The sequence below is a fragment of the Nocardioides sp. Soil774 genome (assembly GCF_001428125.1).
Lineage (GTDB): Bacteria > Actinomycetota > Actinomycetes > Propionibacteriales > Nocardioidaceae > Nocardioides.
The window spans coordinates 410,962-434,576 of the sequence record NZ_LMSM01000008.1 but is presented as its reverse complement, the minus strand read 5'-3'; the positions used below and the strand labels follow the sequence as shown (position 1 = coordinate 434,576).

Here is a 23,615-nt window from a genome sequence, read left to right as displayed (position 1 = left end):
TCAGGCGCGCTTCCACATCAGCGCGAGCACGGCGATGTCGACGACGATGACCGGCACCGCGACCGCCCACATCACGGGGTCGGGCCACTTGCGCGCCAGGCCCGTCCAGGGCAGCACCATCCCGGCGAGGCCGACCACGACACCGAGGGCGATCCAGCCCGGCTGCTTGGTGATGACTCCCGCGATGACCACGATGAGGGAGAGGAACACCGCGCCGTTGGTGAGGGCGTCCAGCACGAACCCCTGGAGGAAGCGGGCGAGGAAGCCGCCCGCGCCCATGTCGTCGTCGCCCTGCGGCCGGTCGATGCTCATTCGTCCTCCATGGGGTCGTGCCCAGTGTCCACGATCTCGTGCGCGATCTCGTGCGCGACCTGGTCCCCGACCGCCGCCCTCATCTCGTCGCGGACCTCCTCCTCGACCGTCCTCGGGTCGAAGGTCGGGTCGTCCTCCAGGGCACGCTTCCAGTCCTCGGCGTAGCGCTGCTCCATGGTGTCGAGGTGCGAGTGCAGCAGCTCGGCGTGCGGCGAGCTGCCCTCGAAGACCTCTCCCCAGCTCGTCTCGCCGTCGTCGACGAGCCGCGCCAGCCGCTCCATGTCGGGCCCGAGCGCGCCCGCGAGCGCGTCGCGGTGCAGCTGCTCGCGCTCCTCGCGCGTGTGGACGGGTGTGGCCGCGACCCGAGCGAGGTGCCCCTGGGCCATCTCCAGCGTGGCCCGGAACGCGACCAGCGCCGCGGCCACCTCCTCCTCGGGCGTCAGCTCGGTCATGCGGGCACGCGGGGTGCGTCGGGGAGGGACTCGACCGTGACGGCGTGCACGAGGCTGATGATGAGGTTCTTGATCGTGGTGATGATCTGCCAGAACGCCATGATCGCCTTGCGGGCGGTCTTGAAGAGCTCCCAGCCCTCCTTGATCGTCTTCACTGCCTTCCACTGGCCCCACAGGGGGATGTAGGACGACGAGATCGCCGCGCTGCAGATCGAGATGATCATCCGGATGATGTCGACGACGTTCTGGGCGAGGTCGACCGACGACCGGATCATGTCGCGCAGGTGGCCGCTCACCTTGCTCATCGCGCGCGACTGGCTCGACAGCTCGGTGATCCACTTCTCCACGTGGTCGGCCGACCGGTCGGCGGCCCCGCCGCGCCAGGTGCGCGAGATGGCCGACTGGCCGTGGGCGAGGTTGTCGGTCACCTTGTCCAGGCAGTCGCTGACGTGCTGCCAGGCCGACGCCTGGAGGGCGGCCTTCTCGATGTCGCCGGCGATCCAGCGGGTGACGTACTCCCGCGGGTCGATGCCGATGATCCACTCGGTGAGGTCGCAGATCTTGTCGAGGACGAAGCCGAAGGAGACCTCGGGGAGGGAGGCGGTGTCGCAGGTGGGGGCGCCGACCGGCAGGACGCCGGCCACGTCGTAGAACCCGGCGGCGCGCATGTCGTCGTCGATGGCCCGGCCGACCCCGAAGTCCTGGGCCACGCGGGCGTCGGTCTCCTGGAAGTCGTGGGCCGTCTCGCGCAGCGCCGTCGCGGTCGCGCCGAGCCGCGTGCCCTCCTCGCCGAGCACGGTGGTGAACGCCGGGATGAGGCTCTCGTAGTCGTAGGTGACGAGCTCGAGGATGGCGCCGAAGTCGCCGTCGGGCACGTGGGCGGAGAGGTAGGACGACAGGCCGTCGCAGTCGGTGCCGGCCCGCCCGACCTGGCGGGACCAGCCGCGGAGGTCGGACAGCTCGACCTGGAGTTGGCTCATGGTGTTCCCCTTCGACGGCTGGTGTCCCCCCGAGATGCCCGCTGCTGCGCGCGTCGAAACCTCAGCCGGGCCGCTTCACCTCGGCCAGCTCGAAGTGCATCGGGTCGGTGAAGCGCCAGTCGCCGCCCCACGCGAAGCCCCACGTCTTGAAGATCGACACCACGTCGCGGTCCATCTCGCCGACGGTGCCGCGACCGTTGCCCGGCACGTTGAGGTCGAGGGCCAGGCCGAAGGAGTGGTTGGACAGCGTGGTGGTGCCGGCGATGAAGCGCGGGTAGTAGCACCCGGCGTACTCGTCGGGGTGGATCGCGCTCGCCAGCCCGCGCTGCTGCACCTCGAGCAGGGCGGCGCGCAGCTGCGGGAAGAGGTCGCGGTGGCAGGTGACGCTGCCCAGGATCGGCACGACCTCGGTGCGGATGTTGGCCGCCACCCAGGAGGCGTCCGGAGCGATGCGGCCACCGCCGATGACACGGTAGGTGTAGGTGCCGACGACGCTGCCGAGGGTGCCGCCGGTCGGGATCGCGGTGAGCCGGGCGTCGGGGTCGAGGCCGATGCGCGAGGCGACGTCGAGCATCTGCACCGAGGCGTCCTTGCCGACGAGGCGCTCGAGCGGCTTGCGGATGGTGGCCGGCGTGATGCTGTCGGTGGAGATCAGCAGGCCGTTGTCGACCGACATCTCGATGTCGTCGGCCCAGGCGGTGTTGACGACCATGTCGATCGTGGGGATCTGGGGGGTGTACGCCCCCACGTGCAGGGTCGGGGCCTCGTCATCGCTGCCGAGCGTGATCATGCCTGCCTTGTCGACCAGGCGCCGTGCGACAGCCTGGTCGATCGCCATCTCCCCGCCGGCGACGCGGTCCCAGGCCTCCTGCAGGTCGGCGACCTCGGCCTGGGTGAAGAGCCGGTAGCCGTCGGGGTCGACCGCGGCGACCGTCAGCACGCGGTTCTCCAGGCTGACCTGGCCCAGCCCGATGCGCTCGGTGTGGGCGACGCCCTTCAGCTTCTCGATCTGCTCGACGAGGTCGTCGTCGAGGGGCTTGTCCCACTGCACGAGGATGTCGGCGCTCCACAGCCGGCCCTTGCGCCTGCCCGGCGGGTCGACCGCGTGGGCCGGGTCGGCGACGGGCGCGGCCGTGCTCGACGGCTTGCCGGTCGGGGCCTCGCGGGTCTCCTGGGCGGAGGTCGGTGCCGGGTCGGGCCCGGCCGTCCCCCCGGAGCCGCTGCACGCGCCGAGGAGCACGACCAGGGCAGCGGTCGCCGCGACCCCGGCCCCCCGTCGTACGCGCATGGCCACGACTCTAGGCATCGGGTGCACGGAGCCGGGCCGGGATGGTCAGCCACGAGATCACGCCGCCCAGCACCAGCAGCACCGCGCAGGCCGTCAGCGCGCTCCCGTACGCCGTGTCGAAGCGCGCCGGGTCGCGGTAGTCGTCACCTGCCAGGCCGACCGCCATCGGCAGCGCGGCGACGGCGAGCAGCGACCCTGCGCGGGCGACGGCGTTGTTGATGCCGCTGGCGGTGCCGGTGACCTCGTCGGGCGCCGCGGCGAGCACGGTCGCGGTCAGTGGCGCGACCATCAGCGCCAGCCCGAGGCCGAAGACGGTGAGACCCGGAGCCACGTCGCGCCACCACACGACGTCGGGACCGACCGCGAGCAGGCCCAGGGTGCCCGCCGCCATCACGACCGGCCCGAAGGTCATCGGGATGCGGGGGCCGATGCGCTCGCCGAGCGCGCCGCCGCGAGCAGCGAGGAACAGCATGCAGACCGTGATCGGCAGGGTCGAGAGGCCGGCCCCGAGGGCGCCGTAGCCGCCGACGGTCTGCAGCTGGAGGACGAGGAAGAAGAGGATCGCGCCGAGCGCGGCGTAGACCAGGAGCGTCATCGCGTTGGCCGCGCTGAAGGTGCGGTCGGCGAAGAGCTCGAGCGGCACCATCGGGCGGCGGGTGCGGCGCTCGACGAGGACGAACGCCACCGCGGCGGCGAGCCCGACCGCAGCGGCCCACCACGTGGCTGCGCCCCCGGCGTCGGTCAGCGCCCAGGTGGTGCCGGCCAGGGCCAGCGAGGCGAGGACCGCGCCCGGGACGTCGAAGCGGCCCGGGGCGCGTGGGTCGCGGGTCTCCGGCACCCACCGCTGCGCCAGCCACACCGTGAGGGCTGCGAGCGGCAGGTTGATGAGGAAGATCCACCGCCACGACGCGTGGTCGATGAGCAGGCCACCGACGAGCGGGCCGAGCGCCGCCGCGATGCCGCCGAGGCCCGACCAGGCGCCGATCGCACGGCTGCGGTCCTCGGCCCGGAAGGCCCCCTGGATCATCGCGAGGCTGCCCGGCGTCAGCAGCGCGCCGCCCACGCCCTGCAGCACCCGCGCCGCGATGAGCACCTCGGCGGTGGGCGCGAGCCCGCACGCCAGGGAAGCCAGCGCGAACCAGACCGTGCCGACCACGAAGACCCGGCGCCGGCCCAGCCGGTCACCCAGCGAGCCACCGAGCAGGATCAGCGAGGCCAGCGAGAGGAAGTAGCCGTTGGTGATCCACTGCAGCTGCTCCAGCGAGGCGTCGAGGTCGGTGCCCATCGTGCGCAGCGCGACGTTGACCACGGTGCCGTCGAGCAGCGTCAGCCCCGAGCCGAGGGTCGCCGCTGCGACGATCCCCCGCGCTGCCGGCGTACCCCACGCGACTCCGCTCACGAGGACAGGCTAGGGGGCCGAACGTCGTCAGGTGCGGCTGCCGCTCGAGCGACGCAGACCTACGGCGTGCGCGTGACGAGCGACGACCACTCCGGTTGGTCGTGACGCGCGCCCTCGTCGGTGAGGCTGAGCATCACGTGACCGTCGGCGATCCCGAGCACCCAGCGCGAGTCGTCACCGAGGAGGGCGCGCGCATCCGCCTCTGCCAGGGCCCGTGGACGACCTCCGTCCCGCCGACGAGGTCGCGCACCTCGTGGGTCACCTCGTGGAGCGGGGCCTGCTCGCGGACGAGGGCGTACATCTCGGCCACCAGGTCCGACCGGTCATCCGACGACACGACCGTGATTGTGGCGCACGCGCCGTCAGCCCTGGAGCACCCGCCCGGCCAGCCACGCGATGTCGGCGCCGGTCTCCTCCGGCGAGCCCGACGGCTGCATCACGTGGCTCAGCACGACACGGACGACCATGTCGATCGCGGGGTCGAGGTGGGCGGCGTCGATGCCGGGGGCGTACGGCGCCACGCGCGCGCTGATGACGTCCTTGGCCACCCCGAGCAGCGAGCCCGCGTTGGTCGTCAGCAGCGGGAGCAGCTCGGTGTCGGCGCCGTGGGTGGCGCTGACGACCGCGTGCAGCAGCGGGTTGGCGCGGGCGTAGGTGAGGACGTCGCAGACGGCGCGCTCGATCGCGCGGGTCAGCTCGGCGGGCTCGGCGTCGAAGGCCTCCTCGACCACCCGCAGGAAGCGTGCGAGCTCCTCGAGGATCATCGTCTCGGCGAGCACCGGCTTGGAGCCGACCTCGTTGTAGACCGTCTGCCGGCTCACGCCCGCGGCCTCGGCGAGGCGGGCCATCGTCACCGAGGCCCACCCCGCCGACGTGGTCAGCTCGACGGCCACCGCGATGATGCGCTCACGGGTGCTGGTGGCGGTGGCCATGCGAGGAGTCTCGCAGCCCTCAGGCGCGCTTGACCTCCCGGCCCTCGGGCACCTTGGTGATGAAGGTGAGCGCCACCGACGCGAGCGCGATGATGCCGATCACCGTGTAGGCCACCGTGTAGGCCTTGTCCTCACCGATCAGCGCGGAGGCGATCAGCGGGCCGATGACGCCGCCGAGGCTCCAGCCGACGAGCATCAGGCCGTAGATCGCGCCGGCGTTGCGCACGCCGAAGAAGTCGCCGGCGGTGGCGGGCATCGTGCCGAACGTGCCGCCGTAGCAGAGGTAGACGATCGCGGCGAGGATCGCGAAGAACGCCGCGTTGGAGGCGTGCGGCAGCAGCAGCAGGCACACGCCCTGCAGCACCAGGATGGCGGCGAAGGTGCGCATCCGGCCGATCTTGTCCGACACCGCGGCCCAGAAGATCCGGCCTCCGCCGTTGAAGATCGCGAGGACGCCCACGAGGGTCGCGGCCGCGGTCACGCTGTAGCCGGAGATGTCGGTGGCGCTCGTCTTGGCCTGCGAGATCAGAGAGATGCCGGCGCTGACGCTGAGGGTGAGGATCGCGGTCAGGAGGTACCACTGGGGCGTGCGCAGCGCCTCGCCCTGCGTGTAGTCCTTGCCGACCTCCGAGCCGCCGCCCTCCGCGGACACCGGCTCGAAGCCGGGCACGACGTAGCCCTGCGGCGGGTTGCGGAAGAACGACGCGCCGATCAGCGACATGACCAGGTAGGCGATGCCGAGCGGGAGGAAGGCCCCGGTCGGGTCGTCGGGGCTGCGGTCGATGAGCCACTGCGCGACCGGCGAGGTCAGCACGGCGCCGAAGCCGAAGCCGCCGACGGCCAGGCCGGTGATGAGTCCCTTCTTGTCGGGGAACCACTTCTGCAGCATCGCGATCGGCACGATGTAGGCGAAGCCGAGGCCGAAGCCGCTGATCACGCCGTAGCCGAGGATGAGCAGCCAGTAGTCGCCCTCGCCGTTGGTGAACGAGGCGAGCAGGATGCCGACGGCGTAGATGACGCCACCGATGAGCGCGACGATCCGCGGTCCGCGCGCGTCCTGCAGCCGGCCGCCGACATAGCTGCCGATGAAGATCATGCCGATCGTGACCTCGAACGGCAGCGCCGCGCGCACCTTGCTCAGCTGCCACGGATCAGCCTTCTCCAGCGCACCGCCGAAGACCGACCAGGCGTAGACCGCGCCGATCGAGAACTGCAGCAGCAGCCCGGCGGCGACCAGCATCCAGCGCAGGCCGCCAGGCGAAGCACCGTGCGTCGAACCGTCCGCGGGGTGCGGGCTGTCGTGGGTGACGTCGCGATCGCTCATCTGTTCCTCCATCCGGGCCCGAGTGCCGGTCGGCACGCACGGGTCATTCCTGGTGACGTACCGGTACCCCTTGGTCCACCCGCTCACGCTGCGGCACGACGGTGTACTTCGGGTCGCGCGCGGAGGCGAGGCCCGCCTCGAAGACGCCCATGCGGGTGCACAGCGAGCCCGCCATCAGCGCCGCGCCGGACGCCATCGACAGCAGCCTGCTGCGGCGTCCGGCCAGGGCACCGACCGCACCGGCGACGGTGAGCGCCTTGCTGGCGCGCATCCACCGACCTGCCACGCCCTGGTGCAGCGTCTCGGCGGACAGGCCCATCGAGGCCTCCATCCGCTGCTCGGCGGCCAGCTCGACGAGCGCGCCACCGACGGCGAAGGCCCTGGCGGGGCCGGCTTCCGCGACCGGCGCACCCAGCAGGCCCAGCCCGCCCGACGCGGCCGCGGCGGAGCCGCAGAAGACGAAGGGGAGCTCCTCGTGGGCGGAGTGCCAGGCGGGAGTCGCGGTGTCGGCGAGCAGCACCGCGGTGTACGCCGCCACCGGCGGGGCCGTCACTGCGCCGACCAGGCCGGCGGGACGGCCCAGGGTGACGACGAGCCCGAGCGGGCCGCGCTGCCAGTGCGCAGGCAGCATCGCGACGATCTCGGAGCCCGACGCGAGCGCGGCGAAGGGCCCGTGCAGGCTGAGGATCCAGGTGCCGACCGACATCGGCGAGGTCAGCTTGGCGACGCGCAGCATGTTGAGGAAGCGGCTCGGCTTGCCGAGGTCGTGCACGAGGAAGCCGATGCTCAGGCCCAGTCCGCCGAGCGAGCCGAACCGTGCGACCCGGCGCAGGCCGGGTCGACCGGTGAGGTCGGCGCCGGCGGCGAGCAGTGCGCTGCCGGCCGCCACCCCTCCGGTGAAGAGGTAGTAGGCGATGTCGTTCTCCCACGGCGCGGGCTTCACGATCGGCCGCCCGTAGTAGGAGCTGAAGTCGGCCTCCGGCACCATGATCCGGTCGCCGCCGCGCCTGCTGCCACGCTGCCGCGACGGGCTGCCGCCGTGCACCTGGGTCATCGGTTCCTCCGCAGGAACGACGCCGCGGCACCGGCGAGCATGAACGTCGCTGCCAGACCCGCGCGGTTGAACATCCGCGGCAGGTCCTTGGTCGTCACCACCGGGTCGGGCGGCAGGCCGTAGACCTCCGGCTCGTCGAGCAGCAGGAAGAAGGCACCGGTGCCGCCGACGCCGTCGTCGGGGTCGTTGCCGTAGAGCCGGGCGTCCATCACCCCCTGCTCGTGCAGGGCCGCGACGCGCTCGTTGGCGCGCTCGCGCAGCTCGTCGACGTCGCCGAAGAGGATCGACTCGGTCGGGCAGGCCTGCGCGCACGCCGGGCGCTGGTTGTCGGTGAGCCGGTCGTAGCAGAGGGTGCACTTCTGCGCGATGCCCACGCGCGGGTCGCCCTCGGGTCCCTCGCGGCGGTCGATCACGCCGTAGGGGCAGGCCGCGACGCAGTAGCCGCAGCCGTTGCAGATGTCGTCCTGCACCACGACCGTGCCGAACTCCGAGCGGAACAGCGACCCTGTCGGGCACACGTCGAGGCAGGCCGCGTGGGTGCAGTGCTTGCACACGTCGGACGACATCAGCCACTGGAAGTCCGGCTTCGCCTCCTCCGGTACGTCGCTGGGCGCGGCGCCGACCGTCGGCATCCCGAGGTCGACGGCGGGCCGGTCCGGCACGGGCGCGGTGCCCGGACGCTCGATGAACGCGACGTGGCGCCACTGGTTGGCGTTGAGCGAGTGGCTGTTGTCGTAGGACGTGCCGAGCATCTCGAACAGGTTCTCCGGGACGTCGTTCCACTCCTTGCACGCCACCTCGCAGGCCTTGCAGCCGATGCAGACGCTGGTGTCGGTGAAGAACCCCTTGCGTGGCGGGGGCGCCTCGTAGCCGGCGTCGGGCGCCGGGTCGAGGGGCCCGAATAGACTGTTGCGGCCGATCACTGGTCCTCCACCTGGTGGGGCGCGTGCTGTTCCTTGCCCTCGTCCTGCACGTCGTGCGAACGGCGTACGGCGTCGGCAGAGGCGGTCACGACCGGGACCACGTGGTCCACGGCGCCCGAGCGTGCGACGTAGCCGTCGACGTAGTCACGCAGCGCGGTGCCGGTGGGACGCCTGCCGGGCTGGACGTCGCACGTGCCGACCTTGCTCTCCTGGATGAGCACGTTGGGGTCGAGGGAGATGCCGAAGAGGTCGTTGGCCGAGTCGCCGCTCACCAGGCCGCCCTGTCCCCAGTGGTAGGGCATCCAGACCTGGTGGACCGTGCGGCCCTCCACGCGCAGCGGGCGCAGCCGCTCGGTGACGAGCACCCGACCCTCGATCGCCGAGCGCGCGGTGATCACGTGGCACCAGCCCATGTGCTCGAGGCCGCGCTCCTTCGCGAGCGCCGGGGACACCTCGACGAACATCTCCGGCTGTAGCTCGGCGAGGTGCTCGAGGTAGCGGCTCATGCCGCCGGCGGTGTGGTGCTCGGTGAGGCGGCTGGTGGTGAAGACGAAGGGGAACACGTCGGCGTGGTCGTCGTCGGGCACCGGGTTCATCCGGTTGTCGTCGCGGCGGTACTCCTTGCGCGTCGGGTTGCCCTGCTGGCCGTGCATGAGGTTGCGGAACGGCGACTCGACGGGCTCGTAGTGCGTGGGCATCGGACCGTCGACGAGGCCCTGCGGCACGTAGAGCGCGCCCTTCCCGTCGCCCTGCATGATGAACGGGTCGATGCCCTCGATGGCCGCGACGCCGTCGGAGCCCTCGGGCGCGCGGTAGGACGGCGGCTTGGTCTTCTCGAAGTCGGGCACGTCGTCGCCGGTCCACTCGCCGGCCTCGCCCTTCTCCGGGTCCCACCAGACGTAGGCCTTGCGCTCGCTCCACGGCCGGCCCTCGGGGTCGGCGGAGGCGCGGTTGTAGAGGATGCGGCGGTTCATCGGCCACGCCCAGCCCCACTCGGGGGCCACGGGCGACTGGTCGTGGCGCGACTTGCGGCGCGCGGCCTGGTTGACGCCGTCGGCGTACACGCCGGTGTAGATCCAGCAGCCGCCGAGGGTGGAGCCGTCGTCCTTCATCTCGGTGAACGACGACAGCGGACGGCCGGTGGCGACCTCGAAGCCGTTGATCTCCTTGAGCACCGCCTCCGCGCTGGGCTCTCCCCAGCCGGCCGCGACCTGCTCGGGGTCACCGTGGAGGGGGTAGTCCCAGGCGAGGTCGAGGACCGGGCGGTCGCGCTCGTCGCCGGAGCCCGCCAGGCGCTCACGCACCATGCGACCGAGGTGGTAGAAGAACCACAGCTCGGAGGTGGCGTCGCCCGGCGGCTCGACCGCCTTCTCGCGCCACTGCAGCATCCGCTGCGTCTGGGTGAAGGTGCCTTCCTTCTCCACGTGGGAGGCGGCGGGGAAGAGGAACACCTCGGTGCCGCACTCCTCCGTGACGATCTCGCCCGTCGCGATCTCGGGCGAGTCCTTCCAGAAGGTCGCGCTCTCGATCTCGAACAGGTCGCGGACCACGAGCCAGTCGAGGTTGGCCATCCCGAGGCGTTGCGCGCGTCCGTGCGCCGAGCCGACCGCGGGGTTCTGGCCGAGCAGGAAGTAGCCCTTCACCTTGCCGTCGATCATGTCGAGCACGGTGCGGTAGGTGCCGTGGTCGCCGGTGATGCGCGGCATGTAGTCGAAGCAGAAGTCGTTGTCGGGCGTCGCGGCGTCGCCCCAGTAGGCCTTGAGCAGGTTGACGCCGTAGGCCCCCGCGTTGGCCCAGAAGCCCTTGGCGCCGGGGTTGCGCACGCTCTCGATCCAGTCGCTCAGCGTCTGGTGCTTGGCCGCGTTGGGCATCGGGAGGTAGCCCGGGAGGAGGTTGAACAGCGTGGGGATGTCGGTCGAGCCCTGGATGCTGGCGTGGCCGCGCAGCGCCATGATGCCGCCGCCCGGGCGGCCCATGTTGCCGAGCAGCAGCTGGAGGATCGCGCCGGCGCGGATGTATTGCACCCCGACGCTGTGCTGGGTCCAGCCGACGCTGTAGACCAGCGCGGTGGTGCGCTCGCGCCCGGAGTTCTCCGTCCACGCCTTGCACACCGCGAGGAAGTCGTCCTGCGAGACGCCGCAGACCTGCTCGACGACCTCGGGGGTGTAGCGGGCGTAGTGGCGCTTGAGCACCTGGTAGACGCAGCGCGGGTGCTGCAACGTCTCGTCGCGCGGAGGGTGCGCGCTGGCGCTGTGCCCGTGGGACTCGTGCTGCATGCCGGCGGCGGTGTCGCGCTGCTCCACGTGGTCGCCGGCCGTGCTGGCCTGGGAGCGGTGCGTCTCCTCGTCGTCGTCCTCCTGGGCGTACTGCCAGCTCGAGGGGTCGTACGTCCGCGTCTCCGGGTTGAACCCGGAGAACAGGCCGTCGAGGTCGTCGACGTCGACGAACTTGTCGCTGACGATCGTCGCGGCGTTGGTGTAGCTGACGACGTAGTCGCGGAAGTCGAGCTCGTTGGTCAGGACGTAGTTGATGATCCCGCCGAGGAACGCGATGTCGCTGCCCACGCGGATCGGCACGTGCTGGTGCGCGAGCGCGCTGGTGCGGGTGAACCGCGGGTCGACGTGGATGACCCGCGCACCGCGCTTCTTCGCCTCCACGACCCACTGGAAGCCCACCGGGTGGGCCTCGGCCATGTTGGAGCCCTGGATGACGATGCAGTCAGCGTTGGCCAGGTCGGCCGTGTAGCCGGTGGCGCCTCCGCGTCCGAAGCTGGTCCCCAGACCGGGGACGGTGGCGGAGTGTCAAATACGCGCCTGGTTCTCGATCTGGATGGCGCCCATCGCGGTGAAGAGCTTCTTGATGAGGTAGTTCTCCTCGTTGTCCAGCGTCGCCCCGCCGAGGCTGGCGATCCCCATCGTGCGCCGGACCTTGCGACCGTGCTCGTCGATGTCCTGCCAGCTGTCGCGCCGCGCCTTCACGACGCGGTCGGCGACCATGTCCATCGCGGTGTGGAGGTCGAGCTCCTGCCACTCGGTGGCGTAGGGGGCGCGGTACTTCACCGCGGTCTGGCGCAGCGAGCTGGTCACCAGGTTCTTGCTGGCCGAGCCCTTGGGGCACAGCCGCCCGCGGCTGACCGGGCTGTGGGGGTCGCCCTCGATCTGCACGACCTGCTCGTCCTTGACGAAGACCTTCTGCCCGCACCCGACGGCGCAGTAGGGGCAGACGCTGCGGGCGACGCGGTCGGCGGTCGCGGTGCGGGGCTCGATGTCGTCGGTGCGCTTCGAGCGCACGGAGCGGCCACGGCCGAGGACGTCGCCGTCCTTGAGCTGGCGCAGGACCGGCCACGGCAGCGACGAGCGCTTCGTGCGAGCCGCCTTCTCCGTCACCCGAGCCTCCTGGTCAGTGGACCCCCGTCCGCCTCCCGACCATAGGCCGGGGTTCCAACCTCGTCCACCATCCCCGGGGGTGAGTCAGCGGACCGTCAGCAGGTGGTCGCCGCGCGGCACGACCTCGCCGACCACGGGGTGGCCCGGCAGCTCGCCCACGACGAGCAGGCCGCCGGAGGTCTGGGCGTCGGCGAGGAGCAGCAGCTCGTCCTCGTCGACCTCCGCGTCGAGGTGCGGACGCACCCAGTCGAGGTTGCGCCGGCTCCCACCCGGCACGTGGCCCGCGGCGAGCGACTGCCGGGCCCCGTCGACGTACGGCACCGCGGCGGCGTCGACGACCGCGGAGGTCCCGCTGGCACGCATCATCTTCATCAGGTGGCCGAGCAGGCCGAAGCCGGTGACGTCGGTGGCGGCGCGGTGCCCGACCCTGAGCGCCGCGAGCGACGCGTCGCGGTTGAGGGTGGTCATCACCGCGACCGCCTCGTCGAACCGCTCGCCGGTGGCCTTGTGCCGGTTGTTGAGCACACCGAGCCCCAGCGGCTTGGTCAGCGTGAGGGGCAGCCCGGCGCGCGCGGCGTCGTTGCGCAGCAGCCGGTCGGGGTCGCCGAGCCCGGTCACCGCCAAGCCGTACTTCGGCTCGGGGTCGTCGATGCTGTGCCCGCCCGCGAGGTGCGTGCCGGCCTGCGCACACACGTCGGCGCCCCCACGCATCACCTCCGCGGCCAGCTCGAAGGGCAGCTTCTCGCGCGGCCAGCCGAGCAGGTTGACCGCGACGACCGGGGTGCCGCCCATGGCGTAGACGTCGGACAGCGCGTTGGCGGCCGCGATGCGCCCCCAGTCGTAGGGGTCGTCGACCACGGGGGTGAAGAAGTCGGTGGTGAGGATGACGACGCGGCCGGTGCCGTCGGCGGCAGGGTGGATCCGCACAGCCGCCGCGTCGTCGCCGTGCTCGACGCCGACGACGAGCTCGCCCTCGGCGCCGGGGTCGCCGGCGCGGCCGCCGGGCAGGCCGGCGAGCACGCGCTCGAGCTCGCCGGGGGGCACCTTGCAGGCGCATCCGCCGCCGGCGGCGTACTGGGTCAACCGGAGGGGTGACGTCATGGGGCCAACCTAGGAGGGCTGTGGCTACGCTGCACGCGGAGGCGGTTCTCGTCTGGTGACGGACGCGGTCCTCAAAACCGTGGTGGCCCAGCACCTGGGCCAGGCGGGTTCGATTCCCGTCCGCCTCCGCCAGTCGTCAGCGGGGCGTTCGGAGGGGAGTGCGGTGCCGGATCCGAGACGCGCGGTCCCCCGCACCGACCAGGTCCTCGCCGACCCGCGGCTGCGCGAGGCCGCGGAGCGGCTCGGCCCCGACCTGGTCAAGCGCTGCGTCGTCGCGGCGCAGGCGCGGTGCCGCTCCGGTGAGATCGCGCCGGCCGACGTCGCCGACGAGGCCGTCGCGACGCTGCCGCCGGGCGCCACCACGCTGCGTCGCGTCGTCAACGCCACGGGGGTGCTGGTGCACACCAACCTCGGCCGCGCCCCGCTCTCCCCCGCCGCCGTCGACGCCCTGCGCACCGCGGCCGGGCCGACCGACGTCGAGCTCGACCTCGCCACCGCACGCCGTGGACGCCGCGGGCGGGGCACGCTCGAGGCGCTCGCCGAGCAGGTGCCGGCCGCCGAGGCGGTCCACGTGGTCAACAACGGTGCCGCCGCGCTCGCCCTGGTCACCCGCGTGCTCTGCCGCGACGGCGGCTCGGTCGTGATCGCGCGCGGCGAGCTGGTGGAGATCGGCGACGGCTTCAGGATCCCCGAGCTGATGGAGTCGGTCGGCGCGCGGCTGCGCGAGGTCGGCACGACCAACCGGGTGCGGCTCGAGGACTACGAGCGAGCCGTCGACGACGACACCGCCTTCGTCCTCAAGGTGCACCCCTCCAACTTCTCGGTCCGCGGCTTCACCTCCCAGGTCCCCGCCGGCGAGCTCGCGACCCTGGCCGCGCCGCTCGTCGTCGACATCGGCTCCGGCCTGCTGCGGCGCCACCCCCGCCTGCCCGACGAGCCCGACGCCACGAGCGCGCTCGAGGCCGGGGCCGACCTGGTCACCGCGTCCGGCGACAAGCTGCTCGGGGGGCCGCAGTGCGGGCTGCTCCTGGGCCGCGAGCCGCTCGTCGAGCGGCTGCGGCGCGACCCCTTCGCGCGGGCGCTGCGCGTCGACAAGCTGACCCTCGCCGCGCTGGAGGCGACCCTCACCGGACCGGTGCCGCCCGTGCCCGCAGCGCTCGCCCGGCACGTCGACGACCTGCGCACCCGGGCCGAGCGGATCGCCGCGAGCCTGCCCGACCACCTCGGCGCCGAGGTCGTCGACAGCGACGCAGCCGTCGGAGGTGGCGGTGCGCCCGACGTCGTGCTGCCGAGCGTCGCGATCGCGCTGCCCGAGGCCTACGCCGTCGCGCTGCGCGCAGCCGACCTGCCCGTCGTCGGCCGGCTCGAGCGCGGGCGGCTGCTCCTCGACCTCTTCGCCGTCGACCCCGCGGAGGACGCCGACCTCGCCGAGGCCGTGCGCGGCGTGGCGGAGCCCGTCTGATGGAGCGCCCCTGATGCACGTCGTGGCAACCGCCGGCCACGTCGACCACGGCAAGTCCGCGCTGGTCGAGGCGCTCACCGGCACCCACCCCGACCGGCTGGCCGAGGAGCGGCGGCGCGGCCTGACGATCGAGCTGGGCTACTGCTGGACCGAGTGGCCCGGGACCGGCGAGGTGGCGTTCGTCGACGTGCCCGGCCACGAGCGCTTCCTCACCACGATGCTCGCCGGGGTCGGCCCGGTGCCGGCCGTGCTCCTCGTGGTCGCCGCCGACGACCCGTGGATGCCGCAGGCCGCCGAGCACCTCGCCGCCCTCGACGCGCTCGGCGTACGTCACGCGGTGGTGGCCGTCACCCGCACCGACCTCGCCGATCCGCACCCGGCGATGGCGCGCGTGCAGGCGGAGCTGGCCGGCACCGGCCTCGCGGGTGCGCCCGTCGTGCCGGTGAGCGCGCGCACCGGGGCCGGCCTCGACGACGTGCGAGCGGCGCTGGTCGCCCTGGTCCGCGCCCTGCCCGAGCCCGACCCGGCCGCCGACGTGCGGCTGTGGGTGGACCGGCGCTTCACCGTGCGCGGCGCGGGCACCGTCGTGACCGGCACCCTGGTCGCCGGCACCGTCCGCCGCGGCGACACGCTGGCCCTCGGTGCCACGCCGCTGCGGGTGCGCGAGGTGCAGGCGCTCGGCCGCGACCGCGACGCGGTCTCCGGCGTGGCCCGGGTGGCGCTCAACCTGGGCGGCCGCACCGACGAGCTGGCCCGCGGCAGCGTGCTCGTGACCCCCGACGCGTGGCACCACACCGACACGGTCGACGTGCGGTGGTCCGGGCCGGGCGAGCCGCCGACCTCGCCGGTGCTGCACGTCGGGGCGGCCGACGTGGACGTGCGGTTCCGGCCGCTCGGCCCGGGCGTGGCCCGGCTCACGCTGTCACGGCCCCTGCCGCTGCGGATCGGCGACCGCGCGCTGCTGCGCGACCCCGGACGTCGCACGGTGTGGCGCACCGACGTCCTCGACCCCGACCCGCCCCGGCTCCGCCGCCGCGGTGCGGCCGCCCGCCGCGCCGTCCAGCTGGCCGGCGCCGACGGCACACCGCGCCTGGCCGACGAGGTGGCACGGCGCGGCATCGCCCGCGTCGACCACCTGCGCCGGCTGGGCGTCCCCGTCGAGGACGGCACCGGGCCGTGGCTGGTCGACCCCGGTGTCGCCCGGTCCCTCGCGCAGCGCCTGCCCGCGCTGGTGGCCGAGCACGCCGCCGCGCACCCCCTCGACCCGGCGGTGCCGCTCTCCGTGCTGGCCGCGCGGCTGCGGCTGCCGTCGCCCGAGCTGGTCCGGCCGCTCGTGCGGGCGCCGCTGCGGGTGGTGGACGGTCGGGTCGTCGGGGAGGCGACCGGCCTGCCCGACGGCGTACGTCGCTCGGTGGAGGCGGTGCTGCGCGACCTCGCCGCCGCGCCCTGGTCCGCCCCCACCGCCGACCGGTTGCGCGACCTCGGCCTCGACGAGCGCGCGCTGGGAGCCGCCGAGCGCAGCGGCCTGCTGCGCCGGGTCGCACCCGGCATCGTGCTGGCGCCCGGTGCGGTCGACGGGGCGGTCGAGCTCCTGCGCGGCCTCGAGCAGCCGTTCACCACCAGCGCGGCGCGCGAGCGGCTGGGCACGACCCGCCGGGTCGCGCTGCCGCTGCTCGACCACCTCGACCGCACCGGGCGCACCCGGCGCCTGCCGGACGACCGGCGCGAGGTCGTCGCCCGGTCAGGGAGCTAGGCGACCGACCTCTCGGGCTCGCAGGGCACGAAGTCGACCTTCTCGCGCACGCCGCAGTCGGGGCAGCACCAGTCGGCCGGGATGTCGGCCCAGGCGGTGCCGGCGGCGAAGCCCTCGTGCTCGTCGCCCGCGGCCACCTCGTAGACGTACTCGCAGCCGGGGCACCGGGCGGCGAGCACCTCCGCGACCGCACCCGGCAGCACCTCCCCCTCGGCCGGCGCGGCAGCCGCGGCGGTGCCCTGCGCGGCGTACCTCCTGAGGTAGGCCTCGCGCTTGCGGGGGCTGATGTTGGCCAGCGACACGTCGCCGCCGAAGTGGTCGACCACCCGCTGGTCCATCACCCGTCGCCACACCGCGGGGACGATGGCCAGCACGATCATCCCGGCATAGCCGGTCGGCAGCGTGGGGCTCTCCTCGAAGTCGCGCAGCGTCTGGTAGCGCCGGGTGGGGTTGGCGTGGTGGTCGCTGTGGCGCTGCAGGTGGTAGAGCAGCACGTTGGTCGCGATGTTGTTGGAGTTCCAGCTGTGACCGGGCAGCACGCGCTCGTAGCGCCGGCGGTCGCCCTCGCCGACCTTCTGGCGCAGCATCCCGTAGTGCTCCATGTAGTTGACGACCTCGAGGAGCGAGAAGCCGACGACCGCCTGCACGAGCAGGTACGGCGCCACCTCGACGCCGAACGCCGCGATCACCGCAGCCCAGAGCACCAGCGACATCAGCCACGCGTTGAGCACGTCGTTGTCGAGGCGCCACGGGCCCTGCTTGCGCCGCGCGAGCCGGCGCTTCTCCAGGCGCCAGGCCGACTTCACCGAGCCGCCGACCGTGCGGGGCCAGAACTGGTAGAAGTTCTCGCCCAGCCGGGAGCTCGCCGGGTCCTCCGGCGTCGCGACGCGCACGTGGTGGCCGCGGTTGTGCTCGATGTAGAAGTGGCCGTAGAAGACCTGGGCGAGCGCGATCTTCGACAGCCAGCGCTCGTTGGCCTCCTTCTTGTGCCCCAGCTCGTGGGCGGTGTTGATCCCGATGCCGCCGATGCAGCCGATCGAGATGGCCAGGCCCAGCTTGTCGACGGTGCTCAGCGGGGCGTCGGCCAGCACGCCGAACGCGTCCCAGCCACCGGCCACGGCCATGGCCGCGACGAAGCCGACGTACTGGATGGGCAGGAAGAGGTAGGTGATCCACCGGTAGTAGCGGTCGTTCTCCAGCGCCTCGATCACGTCGTCGGGCGGGTTGGAGCGGTCGAGGCCAGCGACGAGGTCGATGGCCGGGACGATGCCGAGGATCACGATCGGCCCGATCCAGAACCACACGCTCCAGCCCGTCGCGACGTAGCCGCCGAACCCGACGAAGGCCAGGCTCGGCACCACCAGCCCGATGAGCCACAGGTAGCGCTTGCGGTCCTTCCAGAGCTCGGTGGTGCCCTCGGGCACCGTGCCGCTGGGTGCGAGTCGCGCGGGAGTCTGGGTGGGGTAGCCGGCCATCTGACGGACCTCCTGCCGTGGGGTTTACAAGACCATATGATCTGTAAACCACTTTGACAAGAGGCTGGGTTCTGTCAACCACGATGGCGTCGCCGTCTCGTCGCGTGTTGCCCCCGTCACACCCGCCGAGGGCTGGCGATAGGTTGGAGCCATGGAGCACCCCTTCGGCATCGACTTCGGCGGCACCGGGATCAAGGGCGCCCCGGTCGACCTCGCGATCGGCGACTTCGCGCACGACCGGGTCCGCATCGACACCCCCAAGCCCGCCACCCCGCAGGCGGTGGCGGCGGTGTTCAAGCAGATCGTCGGGTCGTTCCCCGACTCCACGAAGCCCGTCGGCGTGACCGTGCCGGGCATCGTGCGCCGCGGCGTGGTGCTGTCCGCGGCCAACATCGACCCGTCGTGGATCCACCAGGACGCCGACGCCATCTTCACCGAGGCGCTGGGCCGCGAGGTCCACGTCGTCAACGACGCCGACGCCGCCGGCCTGGCCGAGGCTGAGTACGGCGCCGCGCGCGGGCGTCGCGGCCAGGTCCTGGTCATCACGCTCGGCACCGGCATCGGCTCGGCGATGATCTGGGACGGCGAGCTGGTGCCCAACACCGAGCTCGGCCACCTCGAGCTCGACGGCGCCGTCGCCGAGGTCACCACCGCCACCAGCGCCCGCGAGCGCGAGGGCCTGTCGTGGGAGGACTGGGCCACCCGCCTGACGGCGTACTTCCGCCACGTCGAGCGCCTCTTCACCCCCGACCTGTTCGTCGTCGGCGGCGGGGTGAGCAAGTCGTGGGAGAAGTTCGGCCACCTCATCGAGATCGACACCGAGATCATCCCGGCCAAGCTGCAGAACCGCGCCGGCATCGTGGGTGCCGCGCTCGTCGCGCACCGCAAGGCCGGCCTCGAGGACTGACGTCCCCGGCCCGCCTCAGGGCTCGAGCACCCGCTCGAAGGCGCGCGTCGCACCGCGCAGGTAGCGCTCGACGACCGCCTTCTCCTCGTCGCTGAACTCCGCGTCGTGACGGTCGAGCGCCGCGAACATCGGCATCAGGTGGCCGACGATCTCGCCGCGCCCGGAGTCGGTGATGTGCAGGTCCGTACGCCGTCGGTCGACCTCGTGCGGTCGCCGCTCGACGTGCCCCCGGGAGACGAGGCGGTCCACGATGCCGGTGGCGGCGGCGGTCGAGACCTCCAGGCGTCGGGCGACCTCGGCCGGGCCGATCTGCTCGCGGCTCAGGTGCTCGAGCGTGACGAGCTCGGTCTCGCTGAGGCCGGCGCGGCGCGCCACCACGTGGGTCACCCGGCTGCCCGCCGCGACGAGGTCGCGCAGGGCGAGCAGGGTCGGCGGCTGCTGCCGCTCCTGTCCACGCTCGGCCCACACGGGTGCCGTCGTCGGCTGCTGCTGGTCGGTCACGACCGTCCTTCCGGATCGAGGTGCGCTTGGCACTGTAGCTATTCTACCGCTAACTTGATAAGTAACTTGCTTAGCAATCTCCCTGACTAGCTACTTCTCACCCCTTCCTCCGAGGAGCACCCGTGTCCCCCCACCGCACCCCCGCCCTGGCCCGCGCCATCGCCGGGCGCCGGCTCGCCTGGCTCGTCGCGCTCGTGCCGCTCTTGGTCGCCCTCGCGGTGATCGCGCTGGTGCCCGAGGGCTCGCGCGAGGCCTCGGCCACCGACACCCTCCCCTCCGGGGCCGACAGCACCCTCGCGGTGCAGCTCGCCGACCAGCTGCCCGAGGACGAGGGCCAGGTGGCGATCGTGCTGTGGACGGCCGACTCGGGGGAGCTCGACCGGGCGGTGCAGGGCGACCTGTCCCAGCAGGCCGTCGGCCTGCTCTCGAAGGCCGGCGACGGGGAAGGCGCTCCCGAGGGCGCCGGTGGTCCTCCCGGAGCCGGGGCGGGCGGGCAGCAGTCACCCGTCGTGGTGTCCGAGGACGGCACGGCCGCATTCGTCGCCGTACCGGTGACGTCGTCGTCCGCGACCGACAACATCGACAAGGTCGAGGAGCTGCGCGACCAGCTGCGCGCCGACGCCCCCGACGGCGTCACGGTGCAGGTGACCGGACCCGCCGGCATCCAGGCCGACATCGGCCAGGTCTTCGACGGCGCCGACTTCCGCCTGCTGCTCGCCACGGCCGGCGTCGTCGCGCTGCTGCTGATCATCACCTACCGCAGCCCCGTGCTCTGGCTGGTCCCGCTGATCGTCGTGGGAGTCGCCGATCGGCTGTCCGCGATCGTGGCGACCAACGTGCTCGAGGCGACGGGCGTCGCGTGGGACGAGTCCACCGTCGGCATCCTCAGCGTGCTCGTGTTCGGCGCCGGCACCGACTACGCCCTGCTGCTGATCTCCCGCTACCGCGACGAGCTCAAGACCACCGACTCGCGCCACCAGGCGATGGCCCACGCCCTGGCGCGCACCACCGAGGCGGTTCTGTCGAGCGCCACCACCGTGGTGCTGGGCCTGCTGACCCTGCTGCTCTCGGCCATCCCCACCACCCGCGGGCTCGGCGTCGCGTGCGCCGTCGGTGTCGTGATCGCGGCCGCCTTCGCGCTCGTCGTGCTTCCCGCGGCACTGGTGCTGTTCGGCCGCTGGGTCTTCTGGCCGCGCGTGCCGCACGTGGGCGACACGGTGCTGGTCGAGTCGAACTCGCTGTGGCACCGCGTCGGCGAGGCCGTCGCCAGGCGCCCGCGCACGTTCGTCCTCGGCACCGTCGCAGCCCTGGTCGTGCTGGCCTCCGGCACGCTGTCGATCACCACCGGGCTCGACCCGGCCGACCAGTTCCTGCAGCGTCCCGAGGCCATCTCGGCCGCCGAGCGGCTCGGTCAGTCCTTCCCGGCCGGCACCAGCGATCCCGTCCAGGTCGTCACCCGCGACACCCCCGAGCAGGTGCTCTCGGCCGTGGAGGCCGTGGAGGGTGTCGACTCCGCCCGCATCTCCACCACCGGCGACGGCATCACCCGCATCGACGCGGTGCCCGACGCCGAGCCCGGCAGCGACGCCGCCCAGGCGATCGTGCTCGACGTCCGTGACGCGGTGGCCGGCTTCGACGACACCCACGTCGGGGGTGGCGACGCCGAGTCGCTCGACGCGGGCGACTACGCCGCGCAGGACCGGCTGCTCATCCTGCCGCTGATCCTCCTGCTGGTGCTGGGCGCGCTGCTCCTGCTGCTCCGCTCGGTCGTGGCGCCCATCCTGCTCGTGGCCACCGTCGTGGCGACGTACGCCGCCAGCATGGGCGCGTCGTGGGTGCTGTTCCGCACGGTGTTCGGCTTCGAGGCGATGGACACCGGCGTGCCCCTGCTCGCGTTCCTGTTCCTCGTCGCGCTCGGCGTCGACTACAACATCTTCCTCGTCACCCGCGCCCGCGAGGAGGCGCGCGAGCACGGCACGCGCACCGGGATGCTGCGCGCGCTCACCGCCACCGGCGGGGTGATCACGAGCGCAGGCATCCTGCTGGCCGCGGTGTTCGCCGTCCTCGGCGTGCTGCCCCTGGTCGTGCTGGCCCAGCTCGGCGCGATCATCTTCGTGGGCGTGCTGCTCGACACCCTCGTCGTACGCACGGTGCTGGTGCCGGCGCTCGCGCTGACCCTCGGCGAGAAGTTCTGGTGGCCGCGGAAGGTGACCGGCTGACGCGCGCGGGGTCCGACCTCAGCCCTCGCGGCCGCTGATCGCGGCCGCGACGCGCTTGGTGACGTCGGGGTGGAACACGCTCGGGATGATGAAGGCCGCGTGCAGCTCCTCCTCGCTCACCGTGTCGGCGATGGCCTGCGCGGCGCGCAGCAGCATGTCGGTGGTGACCTCGTCGGCGCCGGCGTCGAGCAGGCCGCGGAAGACGCCGGGGAAGGCGAGCACGTTGTTGATCTGGTTGGGGTAGTCGGAGCGGCCCGAGGCCACGACGGCGGCGTACTTGTCGGCCTCGGCCGGGTCGATCTCCGGGTCGGGGTTGGCGAGGGCGAAGACGACCGGCTTCGCGGCCATCGTAGGGATCCACTTACCCTTGAGGATGCCCGGGGCCGAGACGCCGACGAAGACGTCGGCGTCGACCAGGACGTCCTGCAGCGACCCGGTCGCGCGACGGGGGTTGGTCACGGCCGCGAGCTCGGAGTGCGCCGCGGACAGCGACTCGTCGCCCGCGGCGAGCGCACCCTCGCGGTCGACGACGACGACGTCGTGGGCCCCGGCGGCGAGCAGCAGCGTCACGATGGCGGTGCCCGCGGCACCTGCGCCCGAGACCACGATCCGCACGTCGGCGAGCTGCTTCTCCACGCAGCGCAGCGCGTTGGTCAGCGCCGCGAGCACGACGATCGCGGTGCCGTGCTGGTCGTCGTGGAAGACCGGGATGTCGAGCGACTCGCGCAGGCGGGCCTCGATCTCGAAGCAGCGCGGAGCGGCGATGTCCTCGAGGTTGATGCCACCGAAGCCGGGCGCGATCATCTCGACCGCGCGCACGATCTCGTCGGTGTCCTGGGTGGCCAGGCAGATGGGCCAGGCGTCGATGTCGGCGAAGCGCTTGAACAGCGCGGCCTTGCCCTCCATCACCGGCAGCGCGGCGCCGGGCCCGATGTTGCCCAGCCCCAGCACGGCCGAGCCGTCGGTGACGACCGCGACCGAGTTGCCCTTGATCGTGAGCCGGCGCACGTCCTCGGGGTTGTCGTGGATCGCCATCGACACCCGCCCGACGCCGGGCGTGTAGGCCATCGAGAGGTCGTCGCGGGTGCGCAGCGGGACCTTGGAGGAGACCTCGATCTTGCCGCCGAGGTGCAGCAGGAAGGTCCGGTCGCTGACCTTGTGCACGGTGACCCCGTCGACCGCGTCGACCGCGGCCACCAGCTCCTGGGAGTGGGGGGCGTCGGCCGCCGAGCAGGTCACGTCCACCACGAGCCGGTCGTGGCGCGACTCGGTGACGTCGATCGCGGTGACCACACCGCCGCCCTGCGCGATCGAGGTGGCGACGGCGCCGACCACGTGGTGGTCGGGGGCGGTGTGCAACCGCATGGTGATCGAGTACGACGACGCGGTTGCTGCCATGCCCAGACCCTCCCCCTCCGCCGGGGTTACGCACAAGTCACCTCAGGCTAGGGTCGCGTTGTGGACATAGAGTTCGCCGACGCCCCGGACCGCAGCCGCTACGAGCTGCGCGCCGGTGACCAGCTGGTCGGCTTCATCGACTACCGCCTCTCGCGCGACGTGATCGACCTCGTGCACACCGAGGTCCCCGACGAGTTCGGCGGGCAGGGCCATGCCGCGACGCTCGCCGGCCGCGCGCTGGCCGACGCCCGTGAGCGGGGGTTGCGCGTCGTCGCGTCATGTCCCTACGTCGCGGCCTACGTGAAGAAGCACCCCGAGCACACCGACCTCGTCGTGTCATGAGTGCGCCCGCGCGCCGCCGGATGCGCTCCGCAAGCATCTCGCTCGGCATCACGGCGGTGATGGCCTCCAGCCTCACCGGGTGCGCCTCCAGCGCCGACTACGCCGCGGTGTGCGTGGACCCCGACACCCAGGAGCGCGTCGCCGACGACCAGTGCGACGACGACTCCGACTACAACGGCAGCGGGTCGGGCTTCTTCTGGTACTACCTCGGCGCCAGCTCGCGCGTGCCGGCGATCGGCCAGACCACCTCGGGCGGCACCTTCCGCGGCAGCACCCTCAACGGCACCGTCCAGCGCGGCGGCCTGCCCAGCACCGGCGGCTCCACCGTCAGGTCGAGCACCACCAAGGGTGGCTTCGGCGGCTCCTCGCGCGGCTTCGGCTGACCCCCGCCCTCCCTCGCCACCTGC

At 72.7% G+C, this 23,615-nt stretch carries 21 protein-coding genes and 1 tRNA gene; 7 read left to right on the top strand and 15 right to left on the bottom strand.

Annotated elements, in window-relative coordinates; translation table 11 throughout:
- From ASG76_RS13365 to selD, 12 genes are all read right to left on the bottom strand, one after another.
- Entirely contained in the window at positions 1–312 is a 312-nt protein-coding gene (locus ASG76_RS13365; RefSeq protein WP_056604012.1) for a hypothetical protein, read from the bottom strand.
- Positions 309–764, bottom strand: a complete 456-nt coding sequence (locus ASG76_RS13360; RefSeq protein WP_056604011.1) for a hypothetical protein — start codon at positions 762–764, stop codon at positions 309–311. The genes ASG76_RS13365 and ASG76_RS13360 overlap by 4 nt, the downstream gene beginning before the upstream one ends.
- Positions 761–1,744 carry a hypothetical protein gene (locus tag ASG76_RS13355; protein ID WP_056604008.1) on the bottom strand — a complete coding sequence of 328 codons (984 nt, stop codon included), beginning with the start codon at positions 1,742–1,744 and terminating at the stop codon, positions 761–763. Before ASG76_RS13355 ends, ASG76_RS13360 begins: the two co-directional genes overlap by 4 nt.
- 61 nt (positions 1,745–1,805) lie before the next feature.
- Positions 1,806–3,032: a M15 family metallopeptidase gene (locus ASG76_RS13350; protein ID WP_157559108.1), complete on the bottom strand. Its 1,227-nt coding sequence runs from the start codon at positions 3,030–3,032 to the stop codon at positions 1,806–1,808.
- A gap of 10 nt (positions 3,033–3,042) precedes the next feature.
- Positions 3,043–4,431, bottom strand: coding sequence for an MFS transporter (locus tag ASG76_RS13345; protein WP_056604002.1), 1,389 nt, complete (start codon positions 4,429–4,431; stop codon positions 3,043–3,045).
- A gap of 133 nt (positions 4,432–4,564) precedes the next feature.
- Positions 4,565–4,768 carry a hypothetical protein gene (locus ASG76_RS13340; RefSeq protein WP_056603999.1) on the bottom strand — a complete coding sequence of 68 codons (204 nt, stop codon included), beginning with the start codon at positions 4,766–4,768 and terminating at the stop codon, positions 4,565–4,567.
- A gap of 25 nt (positions 4,769–4,793) precedes the next feature.
- Complete coding sequence (locus tag ASG76_RS13335) at positions 4,794–5,363, bottom strand: TetR/AcrR family transcriptional regulator (RefSeq protein WP_056603996.1); 570 nt, start codon at positions 5,361–5,363, stop codon at positions 4,794–4,796.
- A 19-nt stretch (positions 5,364–5,382) separates the two neighbouring features.
- A complete protein-coding gene (locus ASG76_RS13330; protein ID WP_056603993.1) occupies positions 5,383–6,687 on the bottom strand; it encodes an OFA family MFS transporter in 1,305 nt (434 codons plus the stop codon).
- A gap of 43 nt (positions 6,688–6,730) precedes the next feature.
- Positions 6,731–7,741: an NrfD/PsrC family molybdoenzyme membrane anchor subunit gene (nrfD, locus tag ASG76_RS13325; protein ID WP_056603990.1), complete on the bottom strand. Its 1,011-nt coding sequence runs from the start codon at positions 7,739–7,741 to the stop codon at positions 6,731–6,733.
- The gene (locus ASG76_RS13320; RefSeq protein ID WP_056603987.1) at positions 7,738–8,664 is read right to left on the bottom strand and encodes a 4Fe-4S dicluster domain-containing protein; all 927 of its coding nucleotides are present in this window, start codon (positions 8,662–8,664) and stop codon (positions 7,738–7,740) included. The genes nrfD and ASG76_RS13320 overlap by 4 nt, the downstream gene beginning before the upstream one ends.
- Positions 8,661–12,050, bottom strand: a complete 3,390-nt coding sequence (gene fdh, locus ASG76_RS13315) for a formate dehydrogenase (protein WP_268788364.1) — start codon at positions 12,048–12,050, stop codon at positions 8,661–8,663. Before fdh ends, ASG76_RS13320 begins: the two co-directional genes overlap by 4 nt.
- Positions 12,051–12,134: 84 nt before the next feature.
- Positions 12,135–13,151: a selenide, water dikinase SelD gene (gene selD, locus ASG76_RS13305; RefSeq protein ID WP_056603979.1), complete on the bottom strand. Its 1,017-nt coding sequence runs from the start codon at positions 13,149–13,151 to the stop codon at positions 12,135–12,137.
- Positions 13,152–13,188: 37 nt separating this feature from the next.
- On the opposite strand from selD, the gene ASG76_RS13300 reads away from it, so the two are divergent.
- From ASG76_RS13300 to ASG76_RS13290, 3 genes are all read left to right on the top strand, one after another.
- Positions 13,189–13,283 (top strand) — tRNA-Sec (locus ASG76_RS13300).
- Between the two features lie 31 nt (positions 13,284–13,314).
- The gene (selA, locus tag ASG76_RS13295) at positions 13,315–14,613 is read left to right on the top strand and encodes an L-seryl-tRNA(Sec) selenium transferase (RefSeq protein WP_056603976.1); all 1,299 of its coding nucleotides are present in this window, start codon (positions 13,315–13,317) and stop codon (positions 14,611–14,613) included.
- Positions 14,614–14,626: 13 nt separating this feature from the next.
- The gene (locus tag ASG76_RS13290) at positions 14,627–16,366 is read left to right on the top strand and encodes a selenocysteine-specific translation elongation factor (RefSeq protein WP_056603974.1); all 1,740 of its coding nucleotides are present in this window, start codon (positions 14,627–14,629) and stop codon (positions 16,364–16,366) included.
- Here the strand turns inward: ASG76_RS13290 and ASG76_RS19810 are convergent.
- Positions 16,363–17,841, bottom strand: a complete 1,479-nt coding sequence (locus tag ASG76_RS19810) for a fatty acid desaturase (RefSeq protein ID WP_056603971.1) — start codon at positions 17,839–17,841, stop codon at positions 16,363–16,365. The two genes, ASG76_RS13290 and ASG76_RS19810, sit on opposite strands and share 4 nt — an antisense overlap.
- Positions 17,842–17,992: 151 nt before the next feature.
- On the opposite strand from ASG76_RS19810, the gene ppgK reads away from it, so the two are divergent.
- A complete protein-coding gene (gene ppgK / locus ASG76_RS13280) occupies positions 17,993–18,748 on the top strand; it encodes a polyphosphate--glucose phosphotransferase (protein WP_056603968.1) in 756 nt (251 codons plus the stop codon).
- A 15-nt stretch (positions 18,749–18,763) separates the two neighbouring features.
- Here the strand turns inward: ppgK and ASG76_RS13275 are convergent, their stop codons facing one another.
- Positions 18,764–19,249: a MarR family winged helix-turn-helix transcriptional regulator gene (locus ASG76_RS13275; RefSeq protein ID WP_235529595.1), complete on the bottom strand. Its 486-nt coding sequence runs from the start codon at positions 19,247–19,249 to the stop codon at positions 18,764–18,766.
- 122 nt (positions 19,250–19,371) lie between these two features.
- Between ASG76_RS13275 and ASG76_RS13270 the strand changes: the two genes are divergently transcribed.
- Positions 19,372–21,468 (top strand): MMPL family transporter, encoded by a 2,097-nt coding sequence (locus ASG76_RS13270; protein WP_056603965.1) that lies wholly within the window; start codon positions 19,372–19,374, stop codon positions 21,466–21,468.
- A gap of 18 nt (positions 21,469–21,486) precedes the next feature.
- Here the strand turns inward: ASG76_RS13270 and ASG76_RS13265 are convergent, their stop codons facing one another.
- The gene (locus tag ASG76_RS13265) at positions 21,487–22,866 is read right to left on the bottom strand and encodes an NAD-dependent malic enzyme (protein WP_056603962.1); all 1,380 of its coding nucleotides are present in this window, start codon (positions 22,864–22,866) and stop codon (positions 21,487–21,489) included.
- Between the two features lie 60 nt (positions 22,867–22,926).
- On the opposite strand from ASG76_RS13265, the gene ASG76_RS13260 reads away from it, so the two are divergent.
- Both ASG76_RS13260 and ASG76_RS13255 read left to right on the top strand, forming a co-directional pair.
- Positions 22,927–23,208: a GNAT family N-acetyltransferase gene (locus ASG76_RS13260; protein WP_056603959.1), complete on the top strand. Its 282-nt coding sequence runs from the start codon at positions 22,927–22,929 to the stop codon at positions 23,206–23,208.
- A complete protein-coding gene (locus ASG76_RS13255; protein ID WP_235529593.1) occupies positions 23,205–23,591 on the top strand; it encodes a hypothetical protein in 387 nt (128 codons plus the stop codon). The genes ASG76_RS13260 and ASG76_RS13255 overlap by 4 nt, the downstream gene beginning before the upstream one ends.
- Positions 23,592–23,615 lie beyond the last annotated feature (24 nt).

Coding starts and splice junctions, on each gene's coding strand:
- ASG76_RS13365 (WP_056604012.1), bottom strand. CDS start 312: ATGAGCATCGACCGGCCGCAGGGCGACGACGACATGGGCGCGGGCGGC.
- ASG76_RS13360 (WP_056604011.1), bottom strand. CDS start 764: ATGACCGAGCTGACGCCCGAGGAGGAGGTGGCCGCGGCGCTGGTCGCG.
- ASG76_RS13355 (WP_056604008.1), bottom strand. CDS start 1,744: ATGAGCCAACTCCAGGTCGAGCTGTCCGACCTCCGCGGCTGGTCCCGC.
- ASG76_RS13350 (WP_157559108.1), bottom strand. CDS start 3,032: ATGCGCGTACGACGGGGGGCCGGGGTCGCGGCGACCGCTGCCCTGGTC.
- ASG76_RS13335 (WP_056603996.1), bottom strand. CDS start 5,363: ATGGCCACCGCCACCAGCACCCGTGAGCGCATCATCGCGGTGGCCGTC.
- ASG76_RS13330 (WP_056603993.1), bottom strand. CDS start 6,687: ATGAGCGATCGCGACGTCACCCACGACAGCCCGCACCCCGCGGACGGT.
- nrfD (WP_056603990.1), bottom strand. CDS start 7,741: ATGACCCAGGTGCACGGCGGCAGCCCGTCGCGGCAGCGTGGCAGCAGG.
- selD (WP_056603979.1), bottom strand. CDS start 13,151: ATGACGTCACCCCTCCGGTTGACCCAGTACGCCGCCGGCGGCGGATGC.
- ASG76_RS13290 (WP_056603974.1), top strand. CDS start 14,627: ATGCACGTCGTGGCAACCGCCGGCCACGTCGACCACGGCAAGTCCGCG.
- ASG76_RS19810 (WP_056603971.1), bottom strand. CDS start 17,841: ATGGCCGGCTACCCCACCCAGACTCCCGCGCGACTCGCACCCAGCGGC.
- ppgK (WP_056603968.1), top strand. CDS start 17,993: ATGGAGCACCCCTTCGGCATCGACTTCGGCGGCACCGGGATCAAGGGC.
- ASG76_RS13265 (WP_056603962.1), bottom strand. CDS start 22,866: ATGGCAGCAACCGCGTCGTCGTACTCGATCACCATGCGGTTGCACACC.
- ASG76_RS13255 (WP_235529593.1), top strand. CDS start 23,205: ATGAGTGCGCCCGCGCGCCGCCGGATGCGCTCCGCAAGCATCTCGCTC.